We start from the raw sequence: 24,241 nt of genomic DNA on the forward strand, positions 1-24,241 counted from the left end.
TTCTCAGCGCTTTACCAATTCATCTGCGTTTTCTTCGCTGGCTTCATGTTTTTTGCGAAAAGCCTTAAGGAAATTCGCGTTTACTACGCCTCTGTTTGAGTATAGTTTTTCACAAAACTCCAGCATGGCGCTGGACGCTTTAGATTCTGTTAACATCATCATGTGATTGCTGGAATCGACATCCACAAGATGGAATTGAGGGATTTGCCGCTCCCATTCCTCCCAGTAGGCAGTATCATCCAACGGTATTTTTTCATTTGAAATGGCAAAGTAAATGTCCAAGTCTCCAAGGAATGACCTGCTTTTATTGCGGAAATAATAACATTTTACCGCTTCAGGATCCACAAGCGGCTGCACAGTGTACGCCTCAAATTCATAAGCATGCTGAGCTTTGACCATTTGGTTAAGCTGAGTCCGTATTCTCTTCTCCGGTTTGTTTAATCCCCGCTTTCTTGCTAAACCAATCAGTTCAGTTAAAAATTCCTCTTCCTCTCTGTCAACATCTACCTCTTCACGGCTGATGAGAACGTCTGTAAGCTTTTCCGGCTGAACAATAGATGCCAGCATCGTATTTATCGTTTGAAGCATTGATGTTTTTACAGAAGGCTCATTTTGTTCACGTCCAGGACTGTAAGGGGAATCAATCATGACCATGCTTTTTACAGCAAGCCCCTGGCTTTGCAGCTGGCGTGTTACTTCATATGCGAGCAGTCCGCCTAAGGAATATCCGCCTACATCATAAGGGCCTTCCGGCTGTACGGCTCGAATAATGTCTATATAATAGGAAGCCATTTGTTCAATTCCGTGTAAAGGAGCATGATTTGTCATAAAGCCTCTGGCTTGAATGCCGTAAAAAGGACGCTGGCTTTTCTTCGCAAATGGCGTATAGATTTCTACACCGCCTACTCCTCCATGAAACCAAAATACAGGGCGCCCCCGCTTGCCATCGTTTAACGGTATTAATTCCGGAAATGACCGGCTGACAGTCTGGACTGACTGGTCTTGTACTGTGTTTTCCCGTTTTGTTGCTATCAAGTCCACCATATTCTGCACGGTTTGACACGTTTGCAGCTCTGCCAGGCTGATTGACAGGCCAGCTTCTGCTTGCCATTGCTGCAATAACTGTATACAAACGATAGAATCAAACCCGTAATCTTGTAATGCCTTTTGAGGATTTAATTCTTTAGGCGTCATGCCCAATACATCAGATATCATTTGAATATCGTTTCTTTTGTGAAGGGGAATCTCATCATTTGAAAAAGCAGGTGCTATCTCTGGTGACAGAAAGCCATTCCAGCAATTTCTTTTTTCAAACGGATAGGCAGGCAATGATATTCTCCGCGCACCTTTTCCTTGATGAAGCTGCTCCCATGGAATTTGCACTCCTTTTGCCCAGCAAAACGCGATCTTTTCAAGATGGTTTTCAGACAATAGTGTCTGCATCACGATATCGCCCAATGTTCCCTCAAGCAAGGCGCCGATATCTGACAAGCCTTCTTCTGAATTTCCGATAAAGCAAGGTACAGTGCTTTTCGGCTTTTCGGCTTTTTCCGCAGCTGTTAAGTACTCTTCCAATCCGAGTACGAGTTCATCCTTACTGCGGATGACCAAGGCCATCCGGTCACTCATCTCTTCTCGTCCGACTTGAAGTGTGTAAGCGTAATTTTGTAAAGACAGTTCTTTTTGCTGTTTTACATAGTCAAGCATCTGTTGAACAACGGCTCTTAGTCTGTCTTGGTTTTTTGCAGAAAGCACCACAATGTGCGGCTCATCTGTATGTTCAATTGCTGGTTCTGTATGAGAAGGAACATATTCTTCTAAGATGATGTGCGCGTTTATTCCTCCAAAACCATAGCTATTAATGCTTGCTCTGCGTGGTATCGTTCTGCCTGCATCATCCTGTATTTCTTCCCACTGCTGATTTCCGTCAATCATCCGGAAACGTGTTTCCTTTATTGACACCTGATCATTCAATGAATTAAAACCGGGAATACCAGGTATTGTTTTATGCTGCATCGCCATGCTGACTTTCATAAGAGCAGCCATGCCTGAGACCAGTTCTCCATGCCCGATGCTCGGCTTTAAGCTGCTGATGTAACATGGCATTTCTCCTTGCAGTTGGTGTGAATGCTCCGATTCGAGCTGTCTGTATCCCGATTTCAACGCTTCCACTTCTATAGCATCAGCCACTGGCGAGGCGATCCCGTGCGCTTCTATATAAGTCACAGTTTTCGGATCTACTTGCGACCCTTGGTAAGCCTTCTTCATCGCATCCTTCATTCCGATCGGATTAGGCGCGTGCAGTGACATTCCCCTGCCACCATGCGATACACCTGTCCCTTTAATGACAGAATAAATATGATCAGAGTCTTCAATGGCTTTTTGTAAAGGTTTAATGATGAGAACCCCTGCACCTTCACTTCGAACAAATCCATTCGCCCCTGCTTGAAAGGACTTGGCTTTCCCTTCCGCACTCAAATATCCCATTGAATCAAAGCCGATAAAGCCCTTTGGTGAGAGCAGAAGGTTCACAGCGCCAACAATGGCTTGCTCACATTCGCCGTTTCGAATGGATTGAATCGCTCTGTGCAAAGCGACGAGAGCTGAGGAACAGGCAGCCTCATAATATTCACTTGGCCCTTTTACATTCAGCGCATAGGAAATGCGGTTTGGCATTAAGGAAGGAATCACAGCCGCATCTGTATTGCCGGCTGCGACAAAAACTCCTGTCGGGCAGCTGGATAAGGCTTGGCCTGTTATACCGGCGTCTTCCATCGCCTTCCACGCATGTGTCAAAAGCAGAAACTCCTGGGGATCCATTGTCGCTGCTTCTTTCGGTGAAATGCCGAAAAACAGCGGGTCAAACTCACCTATGCCTTCTATAAACCCGCCCCATTGGAGGCTTGACTGCTTCCCATCAGTTTTTTCGGTATATTTTCGCCAATCCCAGCGTTCTTCCGGCACTTCAGAAATACAATTCCTCCCGTGAATCAGGTTATCCCAAAATTCCGTTACATTGTTTGCTTTTGGAAACTGCCCCGACATGCCGATAATGGCTATACCGTCTGCCGTATATTCTTTTGTTTCATCCGTCTTTCTTTCATAGGTTTGCATTTGCTTTATTTTATTTTCTTTTATATTCGGGGATTCCTGCTGTTGCTTGGCCCCTCCAAGCAATTGAACAAAGGATTTTTCATGTTTTTCGGCAAAAAAATCGGCCAGTTCTTGAAGAGTCGGATATTCAAAAAACAATGTAGGGTTTAGCTCAATCTTTGTCTCTGATTCCAGCTCTCTTGTCAACGCAATCAATTGGGAAGAATCGATCCCTAAATCCATGATATGAACTTTTGCAAGAGACAGTTTTGATGGATTGGCCGTCTTCTCAGCCAGTTTATCTGTGATATAGCTTCGAATACGGTCTCTTATATCGTGTATTTGAACTTCCTGATTTTCCTCTTTGCTTCCTCGATCTGTTAAGCGGAATTGCTTTAAAGAGTAACCTGAATAGCGCAGCACCGTCTCTGACGCTTCATTCATCACGTCTATGTCAAACAGCAGCATGTCACCGGTATTCTTAACGAAAGTAATCAAAAGCCAGCAATCTTCTCTTATTTTATTTTTTGTGAATTGAATATCGTTGATTCCAAATGGCAAGAAATGCCCCTCTATGTCTAATTGTTCTATGAAACTGAGAATTGCCAGGTAAGCACTGTTTGTAATCAATGGGCTGACAGTGTAATGATGCGCATTTGTCATGCCGTTTTGAGACAAACGCACTTTTGCAAGGATTGAATTATTGCCTCTGTACAGATGAGTGATGGTTTTATACAAGTCTCCCCACTCAGCGCCGCCGTCGATGGTTTGATACATTTGGTCAATATGATCCAGCTCGGTTAACGAACGTTTTACGCTTTCGATATTGACTTTTTTTGTTTCAAAATGATCTTTTTGGCATTGCCCGATTGCGGCAGGCTTCCACGTCTCAGATGCCCGCTCACGATACATGATTTGCAAATCGATTGCATGATCTTTCTGAAGAGGATCAGCTTTTACTTCAATTGTTTGCCCCTGGTTTATGACAACAGGATTTAGATAACTTAATTTACTGATACGGCCGCTGATTTCCTCAGGAAACATTTCAAAAAATGCGTCAATCGCAAGACTTGCATAGGTTGCACCGACGAGCACCCGTTCTTTGTTGAACACATGGCCTTGAACGTAAGGCTCATCGTATTCGAATGAAGCTTGTATCAGCGGATGATTAACCGTTTGCTCATCATGCCTTTTCCCTTCTTCATGAGGCAGGGCACCAAATTGAAAGACTGTTTGATGGTCAAATGCATAGTGAGGCAGATTGATCCAGCCAGTTTCATTCCCTTGATGTATATGGTCAAAATGAATCGAAGCCCCCGCAGCCCATTGCTGTGCAGTTAAGCTTGTTTCTTCATGAGCAGACCCTGCATTCGTAGAAATCGCATCTGATTGTAAATCAAAGGATGTATAGATACCATCCTGGAGTGAGCTTTCTTTTGTTTTTTGGAGAATCTCTAGTTTTTCAATCAATTCCTGCGTCGACGATACCGAAAATGCAGCCCGATGTTCTAAGTCATGGTTGATCCTGTGCAGTGAGCGTACAACTGATCCAATAGAAGAAGATGGTTTTTTTTCTAAAAACACTCGCAGTTTTTCGAGATAGCTGAGCAGGCTCCATTTCGTTTTCGCAGAAAAAACGGCCAGATATTCCTGCTGGTGAGGCACTGGATGTTGTTGCTCAGATGCAGCGCCGATAAATTCTTCTATAATGAGATTCGCATAGGCCCCTCCCGCTCCGAAAGAATTAATCATGCTCCTTCTGGGCAGATGCTTTCCTGTATCGGGATCTTTTAACCGCTGCCACGGCTCCGTTCGTTTTTGCAGATAAAATGCTGTGTTTTCCAGGTTAATATTTGGATTGACAGGGGTTGCATTAATCGTCGGCACAAGCGTCCCCTTTTTCATCTGCAACAGAACTTTCGTGAGCTGAGAAATGCCGGAAGCCGCCTCCAAATGTCCAAGATTCGATTTTACAGAGCCTATCGCACAAAACTGTTTCTTATTTGTATACTGTTGAAATGCATTAGATAGTGCGATTACTTCAATCGGGTCGCCTAACGCTGAACCATTTGCCGCAGATTCTATATAGCCGATTGTTTCCGGATCAATGCCGGATTGCTGAATGGACTTGGAGATTAATGCAGCTTGCTGCTTCGGGTCTGGCGCTGTATACATCTGCCTTCCGCCGCTATGATTGGCAAAGCTGCTTTTGATGACGGCATAAATATGGTCGTGATCTTCTATCGCCTTAGAGAGCGGTTTTAGCAGGACGGCTCCGACACCTTCACCCGGAATAAGCCCGCTTCCTGTTCCAAAGCTCTTGCTTTGATGTCCGTTCCCTAAAAGATTTGCGCGCTCCAGTGCATCATATTTTGAGAGATCCAGTGTTAAATTGACACCGCCGGCTATTGCCATCGAACAGTTTTTCAGTTTCAAACTCTCACATGCAAGATGGATTGCGTTTAATGAACTGGAGCATGCGGAGCTGACAGCCAGACTTGGTCCTGTCAGGTTAAAAAAATGAGAAACGCGATTTGCAATATGCCAGTCTCCGCCATTAGAGCTCAGCACCGCTTGTTCTAATGAAGGGATATTCCAAAAATACTGATTATACATGTTTCCAACAAAGACACCTACTCCCGTTCCGTTGTCCTGCAGTTCATTTAATCGGATTTGGGAATAGCCGCCGTCCTCAAAAGTTTCCCAGACGGTTTCTAAAAATAAACGAAGTTCCGGCGTCATTTCCATTACTTGATTCTGATCCGCTTCAAAAAGATGATGATCAAACGCATGTACGTCTTTTAAAAATCCGCCGTAGCGCTTCTTATCTGCCGATTGTAATGATTCTTTCGACAAAGTGTTTACTAAAGATGTCCGCCATCTTGATTGCGGAGCCTCTGTAATACAATTATCCCCAGCTATTAAATGCTCCCAGAGCTCTTCTACGTTTTCAGACATCGGATAACGTCCGCTTATGCCGATAATTGCAATATCTTCTGTGCCGTAATGATTCGGTGTAGTTCTATGAGAAGGGATTGCCTTTATGTTTTTCGCTGTTTCGGTTTCTGATTTTGGATTCGCCTTTGCTTGCTGAGTTTTAATTAGCTGCTGGTCTCCGCTAAAACGGCGCGTTTCATATGTAAACGGCTGTTCAGATTTTACTGGCTTCACTTGAATAGAAGTTTCTTTATTTGCGGGCTGTGATTTTTCTTTCAGCAGTGATGTCCGCAGCTTCCCTTCATGCTCCTTTATCAGAAAATCGACGAGTTCTTTCGTATTGCTGTGTTCAAATAAAATTGTTTTCGGAAGCTCACCCGTCAGTTTTTCTAACTCACGAATAAAATTCACCTGCAAAATAGAATCGATTCCATACTTCTCAAACGTTGTTTCTGCATGTATACGCTCCGGTGATAGTTTTATTGATTTTGCTAACGTATGTTTCACAAATTGTGTCGTTTGTTCAAGAAGAGAATCCTCATCACTATCCTTCGTTTGAGAATGATGTTCATCTAGATGGTAATCTATAATTTCTTCTGCTGGTTTTTCTGTTCGCGTTTTTTGACGGACGATTCCGTCACTTTCCGCTGCGATGATCTGCTGGCCGAGCTGATGTGATTGTTCAGCCATAAAGGAAACATAACGAAAGCCCTCACTCTCAAGCACCATTTTCCATGTGTCTGGATATAAACCGGGGCACCCCGGGATACGCAGATCGGGATCTTCATACAGCCACCAGCCCTCTAACAAGCCAAAGGTCAGGTGTGAATATATATTATGGTCATTAATTTCATTCAGAACGAGCAGGCCGTTCTTCTTCAAAACCGCTTTGGCATTTCTCAATGTCTGCCGGATATTTTTCGTCGCATGAAGCACATTTGCAGCGACAACCACATCATATCCGCCCGCTTCTATATGTTGTTCAGCCGCCGGCTCTTCCACATTAAATACCTTATACGTCAAATAAGGGTTGTCCGGACCGTACGTTTTTTCCGCATGCAGTAAAAACGCTTTGGAGAGATCTGTATAGCAATATTCTTTTATATGCGACTGATAGGGTTTCATTTTTTGAAAAACTGCCGCGCTTGTACCGCCTGTTCCTGCTCCGATTTCTAGTATACGAATCCTTGCTTCAGGCTCTTGCTTTAAACGCTCCTGCATAAAGGCAGCCAAGGTGTCTGCCAGCACATCGTTAAAATAGTCTGCGACTTGATTGTTTTTATAGATTCCTTCCACTAACTCCATAGATGAGTTCGGAAAAAGGATATCGGTGGCAGATGCCTTGCCGGTCAGAATATCCGGCAAGGCTTTAAGTGCAGTCTCTACTAACACCACCATGGCTTTCATGTTACTGTCTTGAAGCAAGTCTGCTTTTTTTTCATCCCATTCGTTCCACAATTCATTTATGTCCTCTGTTGAGCGGGTTACGGCGTATCCATTTGCCGTTTGTTGAAGAAAACCATGCCGCTCCAAAATCGATAGGCTCTCCTCAAACCATCTGCCATAGAAATTCTGCAGCACCGGCTGGGGCTTATTTTCCTTGAAAAATCCTATGGACTGCAATTGTGCTAACAGCATCTTACAGAGAATGTCTTCTGTGTTTCGCATTGGCGCTTCCCCTCCTATAACAGTTGTTGTATCGTTGTGCTGTCTCCCGGGTGATAGCTTCGCAGTTTCTCAATGGCGGAGCTGTGAGTTTCCGGATACACCTCAATTGTTTCGTCATTCTGTCCTGAGTCATTGCCCGTTTCGCAGTCCGCCATCTTCATCATCACAAGCTGTTTCAGCGGCCCCCCGAGCAGCAGTTCCAACGCTTCCATCGCTTCAGGGGCTTCAATGGAGCCTATGCCCGCCTGCGCCATTCTTCGCTGATAATCAGGTGAGGAAACAACACCAATGCTGCCCCAATAACTCCAATTGATCACAGCTACTGTACAAGGCCATACTTGTGAAAGCCGATGAGCAAAAGCATCCTTAAAGCTGCAGCCGGCAGCATAATTGCTCTGTCCTGAAGCTCTTGCAAATGATTGTACGGAAGAGAAAAACAAAGCAAAGTCCAACGGCTCTTTCTGGAAGACTTGAGCCATTTGCACACTTACATCCACTTTTGCAGAAAGAACATTTCTGAAACGTTCCTCGTCCATATTCATCAGGCTTTGGTCTTGCAAAACAATGGCAGAATGAATGATACCGTTGATTTCCCGATGTATTTGTTTGATGGCTGCATAAGCGCGTTCCAAGTCCTCTCGGTTTGCGGCATCAGCTTCGATATAAAACGGAGCCGGCCCTAAACGCGCAAGTCTGTCCAGCTTGCTTTGAATGGATGCATCTTTTGTTCTTCTGCCAATCCAAACAACATGCGCTTGGTATGTTCGAATCATATATTCGCTCCAAGCTTCTCCAATTCCGCCCGCACCGCCTATGACAACATAAACGCCTCCGTGTTTATACTTGGTGTACACAGGCTGATTGCTGTGTACAGGAATCAGACGCTGTTTGTGCCAGGTTTTGTTCCGATACGCCCACGTATTTCCCTCTTGGTCGAAAGGCAGGGAAAAGATTTCAGCCACCGGCCAATCCTCATTTCGATCTACATCGATCAGCTTTGTCTGCCAATTTGTATATTCTTTTGCCATCGAGCCGATCAGACCGTGAAGACCGGCATCAATTGGATTGACAATGTCATGCTGATCAACACATTGCGTATTCGCTGTCACGACCGTCCAGCTTATCGTCTTCTCTCCATAGCCTAAAGAAAGCATCGCCTTAATGAGCCTGAACAGTTGAATAACGCTTTGGTTTTGGGCTTCAATCATGTCATCACCGATTTCGCACTCCGCAATATGGGAAGGAGAAATCAACACAATATGGTCAAATGCCCCTAATGCTTCAAGCTGGTTTGCCATCTGTTGAATAGAATCATGCGGCTTGATGTGCAGCTCTTTGGCAAGCGGGAACTGTCTTTGTACAGCGTTTCTGCTGTTTTCATCCCCACCTAGAATGACAACACGCTCATCAGCAGACGGAATGATCCTGCTATTCTCCGTTTGCACTTGATCCCATACCGGCGCCATTAGAAGCGCTCCATTAAGAGACGCCTTGCTGTCAGATGGTTTTATTTTTTCAGGGCGTTGTATGTCTTCTTCTATCACTCTTGAGGAGATGCCCTTGATTCTTACACATACCTGGCCTTGTTCATTACATAGATCAATATCCAGCCTTTGTATTCTGTCCTCGTTTGGACGCGAGGCGACAGAGACCCACATGTTTTCTGTACATGGGCTATATACTTCAAGCTCCTGCAGTGCAAAAGGCAATGAAAGCTGTTCATCTCCGGAATTCAGCTTTAACCCGATCGACGCCTGCAAAGCAGAATCCGTCATACTTGGATGAAGAATAAATTCGTTCAGCGTTTGAGATAAACCAGACGGCAGCGAAAGCTCTGCCAACGCTTGATTGCGGCCAATGTAAAGCTGCTGTATTCCTTGAAAACCAAGCCCGTATTCTATGCCGATCGCTTTAAATAACTCATAGCACTGTTCATTTGAAAGTGTGCTTTGACTGCATTGCGATTGCAGCGCGCTGATATGATGAGAAGGAATGTTTCCTGCTTCTCTTATCTCAACACTGCCCTGACTGTGTACCTTTCGTGCGCCCTCACCGTCTTCTGTAAAGATTTCAAAAGCAATTTCACCATCGTGCTGAGGATCAAGACTGATATGCACTTGGACAGGCTGACCATCCGCCACAATCGGCTGCACCCAAACAACATTTTTTATATGAATGACAGATTGATGATCTTTGAGCCCTCGCACTGCCTGCGAAATGGCTGCATGCACCATCTCAAGATACGTGACCCCCGGCATGACCGGCTTTCCCTTCACCTTGTGGTCGTTGAAAAAGAACTCAGCGCCTGTAAAGATTGAGCTGAAACGCTGCTCTGTCAAATCAGAAGTGTTGGTTTGTACTAATGGGTGCAAAACTGCTGTATCAACAGTTTTTGTCGGTGCCTTTTGTGTGATTGCCTCCTCTTTCATATCCGTTATCCAGTAGCGCTCTTTTGCAAATGGATAGGTTGGCAAGCTGATGCGGTTAGGCTGTTTTCCGTTATACATTTTATTCCAATCTATTTTTAATCCTGCTACCCATAATTCAACCAGTTTTGTATAAACTTCGGGTTCCCAGTCATTTTTGAGTGTTTTCTGAATGTCTTCGTCTGACCTGAGTGTCTGTAATATCCCTTTATTTGCCCTGCCTCTATACATGTTCGTCGCATTGGTTTGTCCTTCTATAAAGAGGTACAGTTTCTCCAGTAAATCTTGAACCGAGACAGCGATAATCCCTAATCTCTCCTCCATTGCATCGCGCCCCTCTTGGAGTGTATAAGCAATATCAGTGAGATCACGATCTGAGATTGAATGTTTGCTGATAAAATCCGCCAATTGCTGTGCTTGGTCCTTCAGGCGATCTTCTTCCTTTGCCGACAAGATAAAGATGCCCGGATTCTGTGATGTCACTGCTGGCGCTTGTTCAGAAGGAGCAGTTTCTTTTGGAATATATTCCTCAATGACCACATGGGCATTGACACCGCCTATGCCAAATGAACTGACTCCGGCTCGGCGAGGCAGCTCCCGTCCGTTTTCATCCCGCAGCGATTTCCATTCTCTGGATTCTTGCACGATATAAAATGGGCTGTCTTCCAACCTGATATACGGATTGATCGTCTCACTGTGCAGACTTTTTACCAGCGTTTTGTGTTTTAGCTGCAACAGGATTTTGATGACACCGGCTACACCGGCTGCGAGCGATAAATGGCCGATGTTTGTCTTCGCTGAACCCAGTCCGCAATGGCTGGCATGAACAGAAGGATCTCCCGTTTTCTCGTACAGTTCTTTAAATGCAGCCTTCAGCCCGTTAATTTCTACCGGATCGCCAAGTTCCGTTCCGGTTCCATGCGCTTCAATATACGTCACAGTTCTCGGATCGATTCCCGCCTTGAAATAAGCGGTTTTTACGACTTCTGCCTGAGCCTTCGGATTAGGAGTCGTCAGAGAATTCGCGCGGCCTCCGTGATTTACCGCACTTCCTTTAATCACACCGTAAATATGATCGCCGTCGCGTTCCGCCGCCTTTAGTTTTTTCAGGAAGAGGATGCCTGCACCTTCACTGACCGCAAATCCATCGGCTTTATCAGAGAACGTTTTGCATTTTCCTTCTTTGCTCAGAGCCCCTGCTTTATCGTAGGCAATGTGGCCTTGCGGTGTTACAACCGTGTTGACGCCTCCCGCGATCGCCATTTCACAGTTTCCAGCTTCAATTGCACAAACTGCATGATGAATGGCGACCAGTGAGCTTGAACATGCAGTGTCAATCGGTTCGCTCGGTCCATGAATGTTCAGAAAATAACTGACTCTATTCGGTCCGGCAGAAGGACTCATATTAGCAGCTGCTGAGCCTTCGATATCTACATTTGAGAGAAGAGAGCTGTATCCCGTGTTTCCAGTACCGATGAATAAGCCCGTTTTGGTTCCTGATAGGCTTTGGGCTGAATGTCCCGCTTCTTCTATCGCTTTCCAAGCATAGGTCATTAATAGACGCTGCTGAGGCTCCATCTGCTCAGCCTCCAGCGGAGAAATGCCGAAGAACAACGGATCAAAGTCGGCTACTCCATCAATAAAACCGCCCCATTTGACGTTCGTTTTATTTGCTTCTTTTAGCGGGTCTCCGTAGTACTCACGCCAATCCCAGCGGTCTTTTGGAACCTCTGTTATACAATCTGTGCCTTCTTTCAAATTCATCCAGTACTCCTCAACATCCTTTGCTTTTGGGAAAACTCCGCTCATTCCTACAATGGCAATAGGTTCGGGCTCAGGCGCATGCTCGGCTGCCTTCTTCACTGGCAGCTCCTTTGGTTTGCCAAAACGGTTTTCGGTTGAAAACCTGATGTCTTTCATGGCTTTTTCCGCAGGCTGTACAGGCAGATCCTCCTTGACAGGTACTGCAAATTGCGCCGAGAATGTATCTTGATATTCTGCTGATAAATATGCGGCAAAGGCAGAAACAGTTGCATGCTCAAAGAAAATTGTAGGGGTCAGATCCAGCTTGTATTGTTCATTCAATATATTAGCGAATTCAGTCAAAGTGATTGAATCAAATCCATATTGATTAAACTCCATATCCGGATCAATCTCTTCAGTTTTGATTTTGAGCAATTGAGAGATTGCTTGCTTTAAAATGTCTTGTATTTGTTCCAATAAGCTGCCTTGATCCATTCTTGCTTTCTGGGTCACCGGTTCTTGCGCTGGTTTATTCGGAACATCTTCAGAAGGCTGCTTTTGAGACAGCTTTTCTCTCATCATGTCTCTGATACCTTCCATGACAATGACGTTATCTTTACCAAAAGCCAATCCTTTATAAAGTGCCTGAATGCCGGTTTCGGTTCGCATAGCCGTAACGCCCGTATTTTTCATTGTCATTTTTTCAGTTTCTTTATTTACACGCATGCCGCCCTCTTTCCACAGCGGCCAATTGATCGAAAATGTTTGGCCGTGTCTGTACATGGCGGTCACAAGCGCATTACGATAAGCGGCATAGCTGTCCATAAATGCATTAGCCATTGCATAATCCGCCTGTCCCGCGCTGCCGGTGATACTAGATATGGAAGAGAAAAGGATAAAGAAATCTAACGCGAGATGCTCGGTTGCCTCATCCACATTTACGAGCCCTTTTACCTTAGGAGCGAGGACCTGCTTAAGTTCTTCATTTGTTTTATTCATGAGATAGTTGTCTTTAAGCAGTCCAGCACTGTGAATCACGCCATGCAAGTCGCCATAATCAGCTGTGATCCTTGTGATTAACTCGGACGCAGCCTCCGTTTTAGTCACATCAACCCGTCTGTACTCTGTACGGGCACCTAAACGCTGCAGTTCGCTAAGCTGTAATTGCTGATCAGCGCTAAGCACGGACCTGCCTGTAAGAATCAAAACAGGCTGTTTGACTTGGCTTGCAATTTCTTTCGCAAAAATAAATCCAAGTCCTCCTGCACCGCCTGTGATGAGGTACACACCCTTATCCCTCCACGGCAATCTGATTTCACGGTCAGGCGTATGAATTTCATTTAATTCATTGATGTACCGTTTGCCTTTTTCATATTTAATGCGCTGATCTCCTGTGTTTCTTTTATTCTCTTGGACTATGTCTGCGATCCTATTCATAGTTTCGTTTGTATCGATTTCAATCGTCTGGCCGATCAGCTTTGTATTCTCCAGCCCGGCCGTTTTAAGGAGCGCCGAAAGTCCTGAGAAAGAGTAATGCTTTCTTTGCGCGGAAGTAAGCATTTGGATCAGAACATGGCCTTGCGGCTTGCTTTTGAGGATACTCTGTATCGTCTCAAGCGCTTGTTCGGCATAATCTTGGAATCGCTCTGCCAGACCCTCCCGGTAAGACTCTAATACTATACATTCCGCTCCTTTGAGCTTTGATTCAATACTGTCTTTTGAGAGTCTGTTCATTTCACAAAGCATGATAATATGCCGTTCATATTCTGGTTCCGGACCGTCTTTGTCGATCTCCTTAGACATCCATTTTTCCTCAAACATCAAAGTTTCCATTGTTTGGTCAGGCTCTGCTGATCTAGGGTCGCTTTCTGCCGCTCTGAATGACAAACCTTTTATCCGTACGCAAACATTGCCGTTCTCATCTAAGATATCGATATCCCGCTTTTGCACCTTATCAGTTGCTTTGCTGCCTTCACTGTATCTGGCGTATACCCACATGTTCGAGGAGCATGTCCCGAAGACTTCAAGCTCTTGAACCGCAAAAGGCAGCGTCAGCCGGTTATCTCCTGTGCCTGTCAAAATGCTGGATGCCTGTAGAGCGGAGTCCATCAGACCCGGATGCATGCTGAATTGGCCAATTGTATCTAAAACAGAAGGATGCAATGACAATCTTGCCAATACAAAATGTTCAGCTGTATAAATCTTTTCTACACCGCGATAAGCGGGACCGTAGTCAAAACCAATCATTTTATAGGTGTCGTATACTTCGTTTACGGAGAAATGAGTTTGCTGACACTTCTTGCGCAGGGATGCTAAATCAATGACCGGCGTATCCCCAGCAGGATGTAATTCAGCCCCGCCCTGACTGTATACAATTGGTTTGTCACCGGCTGTTTCCGGGTTGCCGTAGATTTCATACGTAATGTCACCATGCTCCTCCGGAAAAAGCCTGATGTGTACTTGCAGCGGCTGCTCCCCGACTACAATCGGCCGCACCCACACTGTGTTTTTGAGCGTAATGCGATACTGACCGTTTTGTACCTCTGCAGCCTGCTCAATGGCAGCCCGCGCCATTTCAAGATGGGCCACTCCCGGCAAGATCCGTTGGCCTTTGACAACATGATCTGCAAGGAAAAACTCTTCTCCCGTATAGATAGAGCTAAACCGCTGTTCCGAGAGATTCGAAGTGTTTTGATGCATTAATGGGTGTAACACAGATGCGCTGATGTGAGATGCTTTTTTGTCGGCTGCAAGGCTTCCCTTTTTTGCGACATAATCAGAAATCCAGTAACGGTCTTTCGCAAACGGATATGTAGGCAAGCTAATGCGATGCGGCTCATTCTCGCCATACAGCTTCGCCCAGTCCACATCAAGCCCTTTCACCCATAATTCCAGCAGTTTTGCATACTTTCCGCGCTCCATCCATTTTTCAACCGCTTCTTGAATTTCTTCATCTTCCGTCAGCATTTGCAGCGTTCCTTTATCAATCCGCCCTCTATACACATTCTCCACATTATTTTTGCCGGCTGCATAGTCTTTTAGCTTGTCTTGCAAATCCTCAATTGACTCGGAAATGATCCCCAGCCGTTCTTCCATCGCGTCTCGCCCAGCTTGCAGCGTATAAGCAATATTTGCGAGATCTTCGTCTTTGTAAATATGCTGGTCTAACGCTTCAGCCAGCTGCTGTGCGTATTCTTTCAGTCTTGCTTCATTTTTAGCTGATAGGACGAAAATACCTGGATGTTCAGAAGTGATCGACGGTATGTTGCCAGCGTCCGCCTTCGGAATATATTCCTCGATGAGCACGTGGGCATTTACCCCGCCGATACCAAATGAACTGACGCCTGCACGGCGAGGCAGCTTCTGCCCCTGCTCATTCTGTAGCGCTTTCCATTCTTCTGTTTCCCGAACGATATAAAATGGGCTGTTTTCAAGCTGAATATACGGATTGACAGTCTCGCAATGGAGACTTTTCACTAAGGTTTTGTGTTTAAGCTGCATTAAAATTTTAATAATTCCTGCTGCACCGGCTGCAAGCGATAAATGACCGATGTTTGTCTTCGCTGAACCGAGGCCGCAATAATGATTGGCAGAAGTGTCTCCTTCTTTTACACCCAGCCCTTTAAAAGCCGCTTTCAATCCGTTAATTTCAACCGGATCTCCAAGCTCCGTACCTGTTCCGTGCGCCTCAATGTACGTCACCGTTTTGGGATCGATTCCCGCCTTTTGGAATGCCGTTTGAATGACTTCCGCCTGGGCCTTCGGATTAGGCGTCGTTAAAGACGCCGCACGCCCCCCATGGTTCACTGCGCTTCCTTTTATCACTCCATAAATATGGTCTCCCGCTTCCTCGGCCGCTTTTAACTTCTTCAGAAACAGTATGCCGGCTCCTTCCCCATGAGCAAAACCATCAGCTCGATTTGAGAACGTCTTGCATTTGCCTTCTTTGCTCAGGGCACCCGCTTTATCAAAGCTGATATACACCTCAGGCAGAATAATCGTATTAACGCCGCCGGCTAATGCCATGTCACAAGTGCCTTCCTCGATTGAGGAAATGGCGTGATGGATCGCTACCAATGAACTGGAACACGCCGTATCAATAGGTTCACTCGGCCCATGCAGATTAAGGAAATAACTGACACGATTCGGACCGACTGACGGGCTCGTGTTAGCTGCCGCTGCCCCTTCTATTGCCGAGTTCGCTTTAGATAAAAGAGAACTGTATCCTGTATTACCCGTTCCGATGAATACGCCTGTTTTCGTGCCTGACAGACTTTTTGCCGAATACCCTGCATCTTCAATCGCTTTCCATGCGTAAGTCAATAATAAGCGTTGCTGTGGCTCCATTTGTTCAGCTTCACGCGGGGAAATGCCAAAGAATAATGGGTCGAATTCCGCAATGCCGTCAATAAAACCTCCCCATCTTACATTTGTTTTATTGGCTTCCTTCGCAGGATCCCCTTCATATTCGCGCCAATCCCAGCGGTCTTTCGGAATTTCCGTCATGCAGTCCTTGCCTTCTTTTAAGTTCTTCCAGTAGGCATCCACATCTTTTGCCATTGGAAAAATGCCGCTTATTCCGACGATTGCGATTGGCTCGGGACCGGATTCACTCTGTATGGTTGCCGGCAGCATAATCGGCTGCTTTCGGCGTCTTTTTGAGGTGACATGTATGGTTTTATCCTGTTCAAATGCAGGCTGAGCCTGAACCTTTGACCTGGTCCGCACAGCAAATGTTTTCGCAAATACCGCTTGATATTCTTCTGACAAATGCTTGCCGAACTCATGGATCGTCGGATGGTCAAAAAAGACGGTTGGCGTCAGCGCCAGTTTATATGCCCGATTGATATGGTTGGTGAATTCAGTCATAGAAATGGAGTCAAACCCATACACCGTCATTTCGGCATGGTCATCAATCGTTTCAAATGGAACCTTTAATAGCTTGGCGACCTCCCGCTTTAACATCGCCTTTACTTTATCCAGCAAACTCCCTGTGTCAATGCTCTTTGCCGGTTCAGTCATGCTTTCTGTTTCCCTCTTTTCAATAGGTGCTGAGGCTGTTTTTGACAGCATGTTTTGTTTTATCTTCTGAACGTTGCCTTCCATCACCATGACCTGGCTTGCCTCACTATTGAACGCTTGATAAAAAGCCTGTATGCCTTGTTTTGCTTCCAGAGGAACAATTCCGGCCAGCTGCACAAGTCTTTTCTCCGTTTCACGATCGACCTTCATGCCGCCCTCTTTCCATAATGGCCAGTTTACAGAAAGCGTTTTGCCATGCCGCTGACCGTGTTCGGCTAGCGTACTGCGGTATCCGGCATACATATCCATAAATACATTGGCTGCCGCATAGTCAGCCTGACCAATGCTGCCTAAACTTCCCGAAAGAGATGAAAAGAGAATGAAAACATCCAATGCCAAATCCTTGCTGGCTTCATCCAGGTGAACGAGTCCTTTTACTTTAGGTGCCAGCACGTCATGCAAATCTTCTGCTGATTTCTTGGCCAAATAGCTATCTTTAATAATTCCCGCGCTATGAAGAATGCCATCAAGACGGCCATGTTCTTTATGGATATTGTTCATTAACTGGTACACTGCGATTTTATCGGCAACATCCATTTGCTGATAGGTGATCTCGGCCCCTATGGCGCGAAGCTCTTCAATCTTCCCTCTTTTATTATCAGTCAGAGGTGAACGGCCCGTCAGAATGACTGTCGCATTTTTCGTTTGTTCAGCAATTTCTTTTGCGAACATAAGGCCTAAGCCACCGGCACCGCCTGTGATGAGATAAACGCCGCCGTTTTTCCACGGCATGCTGATGTTACGGCTTGCCGCTTTCATTTCACTCCAATCTGCAATAAATCGTGTGCCGTTTTGATATCTGATATGGGTGCCGCTGCTTATTTGATTTTCTTTCAGTTTGCGGGCGATACTTTCCCCGCTTTCTTCACTGCTGATTTCAATCATTTGTCCGGTCAGCTTAGCCGTTTCTAATTCGGCCGTTTTCAGCAGCCCTGTCAATCCAGAAAACAATCGCTGCTCGCCTTCTGCGGAGGTCACGATCTGAATCAGAATATCTCCTTGCGGTTTCTCGCGAATCAGCGCTTGCACTTTTCTAAACACCTGTTCCGTATACGAGTGAAAACGCCCATCCACTGAAGCAGGCCTTGCTTCCAGGATGAAGACATGGACATGCTCCATTTCTGCTTCGATCTTTTTTCTCATATCCTGATCACATTCACAGAGGAACACGAGATGCTCTGCATATTCTTTATCCGCTTTTCCGCCAGCCTTTTGTTCTTTCCAAACGGGCTGAAGCAATAAGGTTTCTGAATGTGATGATTCTGTTTGTATGTCAGCCTCCATCACTCTCGTCGAAAACCCCTTCATCCGTATACAAACGCTGCCATGCTCATCGCATAGATCAATATCAACTTTCTGTATCAGATCGCCCGGTTTATTTTTTGAATTAAATTGAACATAAACCCACATATCAGAAACGCATTCATGAAAGACTTCAAGCTCCTCTAAAGCAAATGGCAGTGCAGCTTTAAAGTCTTCACTGTCAGAAAGCTCCGCTCTGGTGACGTTTTGCAAATATTCAGCCGCCTGTAACGCCCCATCCAATAAACTTGGATGAAGAGCATAATCGGCTGCTGTATGAGAGACAGATCCCGGCAGCGATAATTTGGCAAGCAGCTGGCCGTCTCCTTTATAAACGGTCTCCACACTCTTGTATCCGGGACCGTAATCGGCTCCGATCATGCCTTCATAAAATAAGGAGGTGTCCATCAAGCCTTGATTACATTGATTCTTTATCGCCCCTAGATCCAATACCTCCGCATGCTTTGGCTGAAATAATTCCGCTATGCCCTGGTTATATACAATTGGGTCTGCATCAGCGGATTCCGGTTCACCATACATCCGATAAAGAATATGTCCGCCGTCTTCATCATAGAGTCCGATGTTTACTGTAACCGGCTCATCTCCCGCTACAACCGGACGCATCCAAACCACATGTTTCAGGCGGATTCCGGATTCCTCATCATCTAAACCGCCAATTCCTTGTTCTATAGCGGCTCTTGCCATTTCAAGCGTGACAGCTGCAGGCAAAATCGACATCCCTTTAATGATATGCTCAGCAATAAAATACTCCTGTCCTGTGAAGCTGGAGCTGAACCGCTGCTCCGATAAAACAGATGTATTCTGGTGCACCAAAGGATGCAAGCGTGATGGTACGGCTGTTTTACGATTGCCCGTGCTGATGTCAGGCCAATACCGTTCTTCAGCAAAAGGATATGTCGGCAGACTCATGCGGCGCGGCTTCGCATTCGGGTAAAGATGGCGCCATTCAACCTGAAAACCTTTGGCCCACACTTCGGCAAGCTTTTTCAGTTTGCCTTTGGACATCCATGATGCAACCAGTTCTTCCGTTTCCTCATCTCCAAGCAAGAGATCAGCGGATTTCACTCGCGTTTTCTCTCCTTGAATACAGCCTTCTGTCAACGGTTGTCCATCCACAAAACGCTCCAGCTGCAGCTTCCATTCTTCCATATCGCTCGCCATAAAAATAACTCTGGTGTCCATCGCCTCCCTGCCGATCTGGAAGGTGTATGCCAAATCCCTTAAAGAGTGTTGTGTCAGATCATTTTGACTGACAAATGTCAGCAGTTCCTTTACATATGCTTGCAGCCGCTCCCTGTTCTTTGCCGATACCGGAATGAGGTACGGAGGATTTCCTTCGTTATCCGCTCTTGTATCTTGGGCATTTTCATATTGTTCAAATATGGCATGAGCGTTCGTTCCGCCAAGCCCAAACGAGCTCAGAGCTGCCCGATGTACACCTTGATTTTTCTGTAATAATTTTCGTTCGCGGACAACATAAAATGGAGAGCTGTCAAAGTGAATATTCGGATTCGGCTCCTGGCAGTTGATAGTTGGCGCAAGTTCGTTATGAGATAAGCTCATGGCAACCTTAATGCAGCCGGCTAACCCTGCGGCAGTATCCAAATGTCCGATATTGGTTTTCACCGAACCGATTCCGCAAAATTGTATTTTGTCCGTGTATTGCTTGTACACTTTGTTTAAGGCAGAAATTTCAATAGGGTCGCCTAATTTAGTCCCTGTACCGTGTGCTTCAATGTAGCTGATCGTTTCAGGATGGATATCGGTTTCGTCCAATACGCTCTGTATGACCTCTGTTTGGCCTTTTACGCTAGGAGCATAAAAGCCGGCCTTATCAGCTCCGTCATTATTGATTCCTATTCCGCGCATGATGGCGTAAATATGGTCTCCGTCTCTTACCGCATCCACAGCTTTTTTCAATAGGACGACAGCTACACCTTCTCCTCCTGCCATTCCGTCAGCGGCGGCGTCAAATGCCTTAACATGCCCGTCACTTGAAAAATTCAATCCGTTTTGATGCACATAGCCTATTCCTGACTGCGCGTGCAAGGTTGCGCCTCCAACAAGCGCGTATTCAGATTCACCAGCTGTTAGGCTTTTGTACGCTTGATACAAACCTACTAGTGAAGAAGAACAATTGGAATGAACAAAGTAGCTTGGCCCCTTTAATCCGAGCTTGTGCGAGATCATCGTCGGGATCGTTCCGCTTTGGGCTAATACCCATGAGACATAGCCATCCGGAGATTCATGACCTCCTGTTCTCTCCTTCGGCAATAACGTTCTGTAGGAATTGTTGCTTGCAGACATATACACACTTGTTTCCGGAATTTCTTTTGCCACATAACCCGCATCCTCAATTGCTTTCCATGAATGCAGCAATAAGAGACGAAGCTGAGGATCCATAAACTCAGCATCTTTCGGAGAGATCTGAAAGAAACCTGGGTCAAACAAATCTTTTCCCTCAATCACAGATTGCACAGGAACGTAATCAGGATGTTGAATTAATTCTTCAGGCACTCCATTTTCTCGCAGTTCTTCTTTTGAAAAAAATTGAATACTTTCCTTGCCTTCTTTGATTTGATTCCAGAACTCATGATGATTTTTCGCCCCCGGAAACTGGCAGGAGATTCCCACAATGGCAATACTGTCTTCAAAATACGGCGGCAGCGCTTGCTGTTCCGTCTGTTCCGTCTGTTCCGTTTGTTTCACCCTCGTCACATTCTGCTTGCTTTCATTTTGAGGTATGGCCGCCGCTGTGTTTTTCATTTCAATAATATATTGGCTGATGGCCCTGATATTGGCGTACTCGAACAGCTCCGTTACACTGAATTCACAGTCAAATTCTTTTTGGATTCGTTCCGCCACGGCCACGGCAAGAAGTGAATCGCCTCCCACATCGAAAAATCCGTCCTCTGGCCCAAAACCGCTGACTTTCAGCATATCCTCCCAAATGAGCTGCACTTTGCCTTCTACTTCTGATAACTGTAAGTGTTGTGTTTTTCTATTATTTAAAATGACCTTCCGATGTTCCAATTCCTTGCGGTTCACTTTCCCGCTTGGTGTTAACGGCATCTCATCCAGGCGGATAAAGTGCGCAGGTATCATATATTCCGGCAGGCTGGATTTCAGGCAGCGTCGCAAATCGTTTGGATCGATAGGCTGATGTCCATTTTGCTCCGTATAATATGCAGCCAGCTTTTTATGTCCTTCCAGCTGTTTGACCACTACTGCCTGATCTAAAATGCCCGGATATTCACTCAGTTTCGTTTCTATTGCACCTAATTCAATTCGGAAACCTCGAATTTTAACCTGGCTGTCAATACGGCCTAAATATTCAATATTGCCGTCAGGCAGCCATCTTGCTGAATCACCGGATCTATAAAGCTTGGTCCCAGATTCAAACGGATTGTCAATAAATGTTTCCGCTGCCAGGCCGGGCTGGTTATAATAGCCCCTTGCCAATCCGTCGCCTGCGATACAAAGCTCACCAGGTTTTCCGATCGGAACAGGCTTCAAATGCTGGTCCACGATATAAATCTTCGTATTGGATACAGGCTTGCCGATTGGCGTATGATGACTGGCGATATCTCCTGTTCCGCATCCAAAATAAGTCGCGTAAATGGAGGCTTCTGTTGGTCCGTAAATATTTTCAACACGGCAGTTTTTAAAGATCGATACTGCCTTTTTCACCAATTCCTTAGGAAAGGCTTCTCCTGCAACCATCATGTATTTGATTGGTCCTTCTTCAGTAAATTTCCTGTTGTCTTTCGCCATTTCTAAAAATACATGCAGCATGGCAGGAACAAAATTAACATGGGTCACTTGATATTTTTCAATCACATCCATGCACTGCTGCGGTGATTTCTCTCCATCTGGCGGAAGAATAATAAGTCGGCCATTTCCGATAAACCAGCCGAATAATTCCGATATGGATACGTCGAAAACATAGTTCGTCTTTAATAAATAAGCGTCCTCAGCAGTGACAGGATACTGGGATTCAAGAAAATTCAGCGTATTCATAATGCTCTGATGCTCTACCATGACTCCTTTGGGCTGTCCGGTACTGCCCGAGGTGTAAATGATATAAGCGAGATGATGGGGTTTGACTTCTCGTTTCAATTCACTTTTTTGCTGAGCAGTGTCCGTGTGACTGCAAGCCAAATCGATATTGATGACTTTTACATGGTCATCAGTTAATTTGTTTACTTTGTCATGAGCTTTAGATTGTGTAAGGACAATGGACGCTTCACTGTCTTTGAGCATGTACGCTAATCGTTCTTGAGGGAAGTTCGGATCTAGAGGCACATACGCTCCGCCGGCTTTCAGAATCCCTAAAATTCCGATCAGCATATCAAACGAACGCTCTGTACAAATCCCTACCGGGCGTTCCGGTCCAGCCCCCTGTGCCTGAAGGTAAATGGCCAGCGATGTGCTTTTTTGATCTAATTCCTTATATGTAAGAGTCTCCTCTTCGAATACGACCGCTATCGCATCGGGGGTTTTTTTCGCTTTTTCCTCAAAAATCTCATGTATGCACTTGTCTTTGGAGTCATTTGTCTTTGTCGCATTCCATTGCTCGAACAAGCTGATTTGTTCCTGATCTAACTGTAAAGAGTATGTTTCAAGTGATAAAGACGGATCGTTAATGATGTTTTCAGTGAGTTTGATGTAGTTCTCCATCATTCTTTCAATGGTAGATAATTCATATATATCAGGGTTATACAGAAGATGAAGCACTGTTTCGTTTTCTTGTTCATACACTTCCAGCGCCAGCTCGAATTCCCCTTCTTGCCGAATGTCTTCGATATATTTGATGCCAAGAGCTTGATATGGTTCCAGCATTTTTTGTAAGCCTGCTGTCTGAAAGAAATTCTGGTAGAGAAAGGCTGTTTGAAAAATCGGAGAATCCGCTGCTGAGCGGTCTACATTCAGTTCTCTTACCAGTGCCGGAAACGGGTATGCCGCATGGTCAAGTCCGTCTGCCACTGTCAGCTGCAGGTCTCGAAGGAACTCATGAAATGTTTGGGTTCCTAGCTCTTTACTCCGAACAGCCATCATATTAATAAAGTACCCGATGATCGATTCAAAACCGTCTTCAGGCCGCCCCATTGTCGGGACTCCGACAATGATGTCCTTTTGTTTTGTATAGTGATGCAGCAGCACTTTATAAATAGAAAGGTACACAACAGATTCGTTCACATAATGAGAACGGGCTAACGACTTTATTTGCTTGCTCAGGTTATGAGGGAGCAAGCTTTTGTAAGCTTGCCCCTTATATTTTTGTGCTGAAGGACGGGGACGGTCGGCCGGCAGCTCAAGAATAGGCAGCGTCCCGGACAGCTGCTCTTTCCAATAAGCAAGGTGCTCAGCCCCTTCTCTAGCGCCCAGCATGCGATTTTCCCAGTCAACAAAGTCAGGATAATCGGCCGGTAAAGTCTGCAGCACCAGCTCTTCTCCTCGCAGCAATTGTTGATACGCCTCTAAAAGCGTCGATATAAATGTCAGCATTGACACACCGTCAAATATAATATGATGAACCGTGATAAGCACAATGCATGCCTCGTTTGACTGATGAAACAGATATGTGCGCATTAACGGACCAGTTTCCAGATGAAAAGGTTCTTTAGCTTTTTCTTTTAGGTAGGGCAATACCTCAGCTGAATTCATAGCTGAGATATCCGCTTCCTCAAAATGAAGAGCCTGCAACGGCTGCACCGTTTGAAATGGAATGCCATTTTCCTCTTGAATCACACTCGTTAAAACAGGATATTGTTTCTGTACAAACAGAAGGGCTTGCTTGAACGTCTCGACATGTAATTTTTTGCGGACGCGAAAGCATAAAGGAATATTATATGCGCCCATATCAGGAGACATTTTTTGAAGCATCCATAACCCTTTTTGACCTTCTGAAAGCGGGCTTTTCAACTGACGCTTCATGCTTTGAAGATGCTCTTCTACCTCAGTAATCG

The 24,241-nt window shown here is 45.4% G+C and carries 2 protein-coding genes; both read right to left on the reverse strand.

Features of this window, described 5'->3' with window-relative positions:
- Nucleotides 1-3: 3 nt before the first annotated feature.
- A complete protein-coding gene (locus tag MTN95_RS01305) occupies nt 4-7,698 on the reverse strand; it encodes a beta-ketoacyl synthase N-terminal-like domain-containing protein (RefSeq protein WP_248336696.1) in 7,695 nt (2,564 codons plus the stop codon).
- Nucleotides 7,699-7,712: 14 nt separating this feature from the next.
- Nucleotides 7,713-24,209, reverse strand: coding sequence for a non-ribosomal peptide synthetase (locus tag MTN95_RS01310; RefSeq protein ID WP_248336920.1), 16,497 nt, complete (start codon nt 24,207-24,209; stop codon nt 7,713-7,715).
- Nucleotides 24,210-24,241: the final 32 nt, after the last annotated feature.

This window comes from Bacillus sp. 2CMS4F (genome assembly GCF_023161785.1).
In the GTDB taxonomy this organism is placed as follows: domain Bacteria; phylum Bacillota; class Bacilli; order Bacillales; family Bacillaceae; genus Bacillus; species Bacillus halotolerans.

Coding starts and splice junctions, on each gene's coding strand:
- MTN95_RS01305 (WP_248336696.1), bottom strand. CDS start 7,698: ATGCGAAACACAGAAGACATTCTCTGTAAGATGCTGTTAGCACAATTG.
- MTN95_RS01310 (WP_248336920.1), bottom strand. CDS start 24,209: ATGAAGCGTCAGTTGAAAAGCCCGCTTTCAGAAGGTCAAAAAGGGTTA.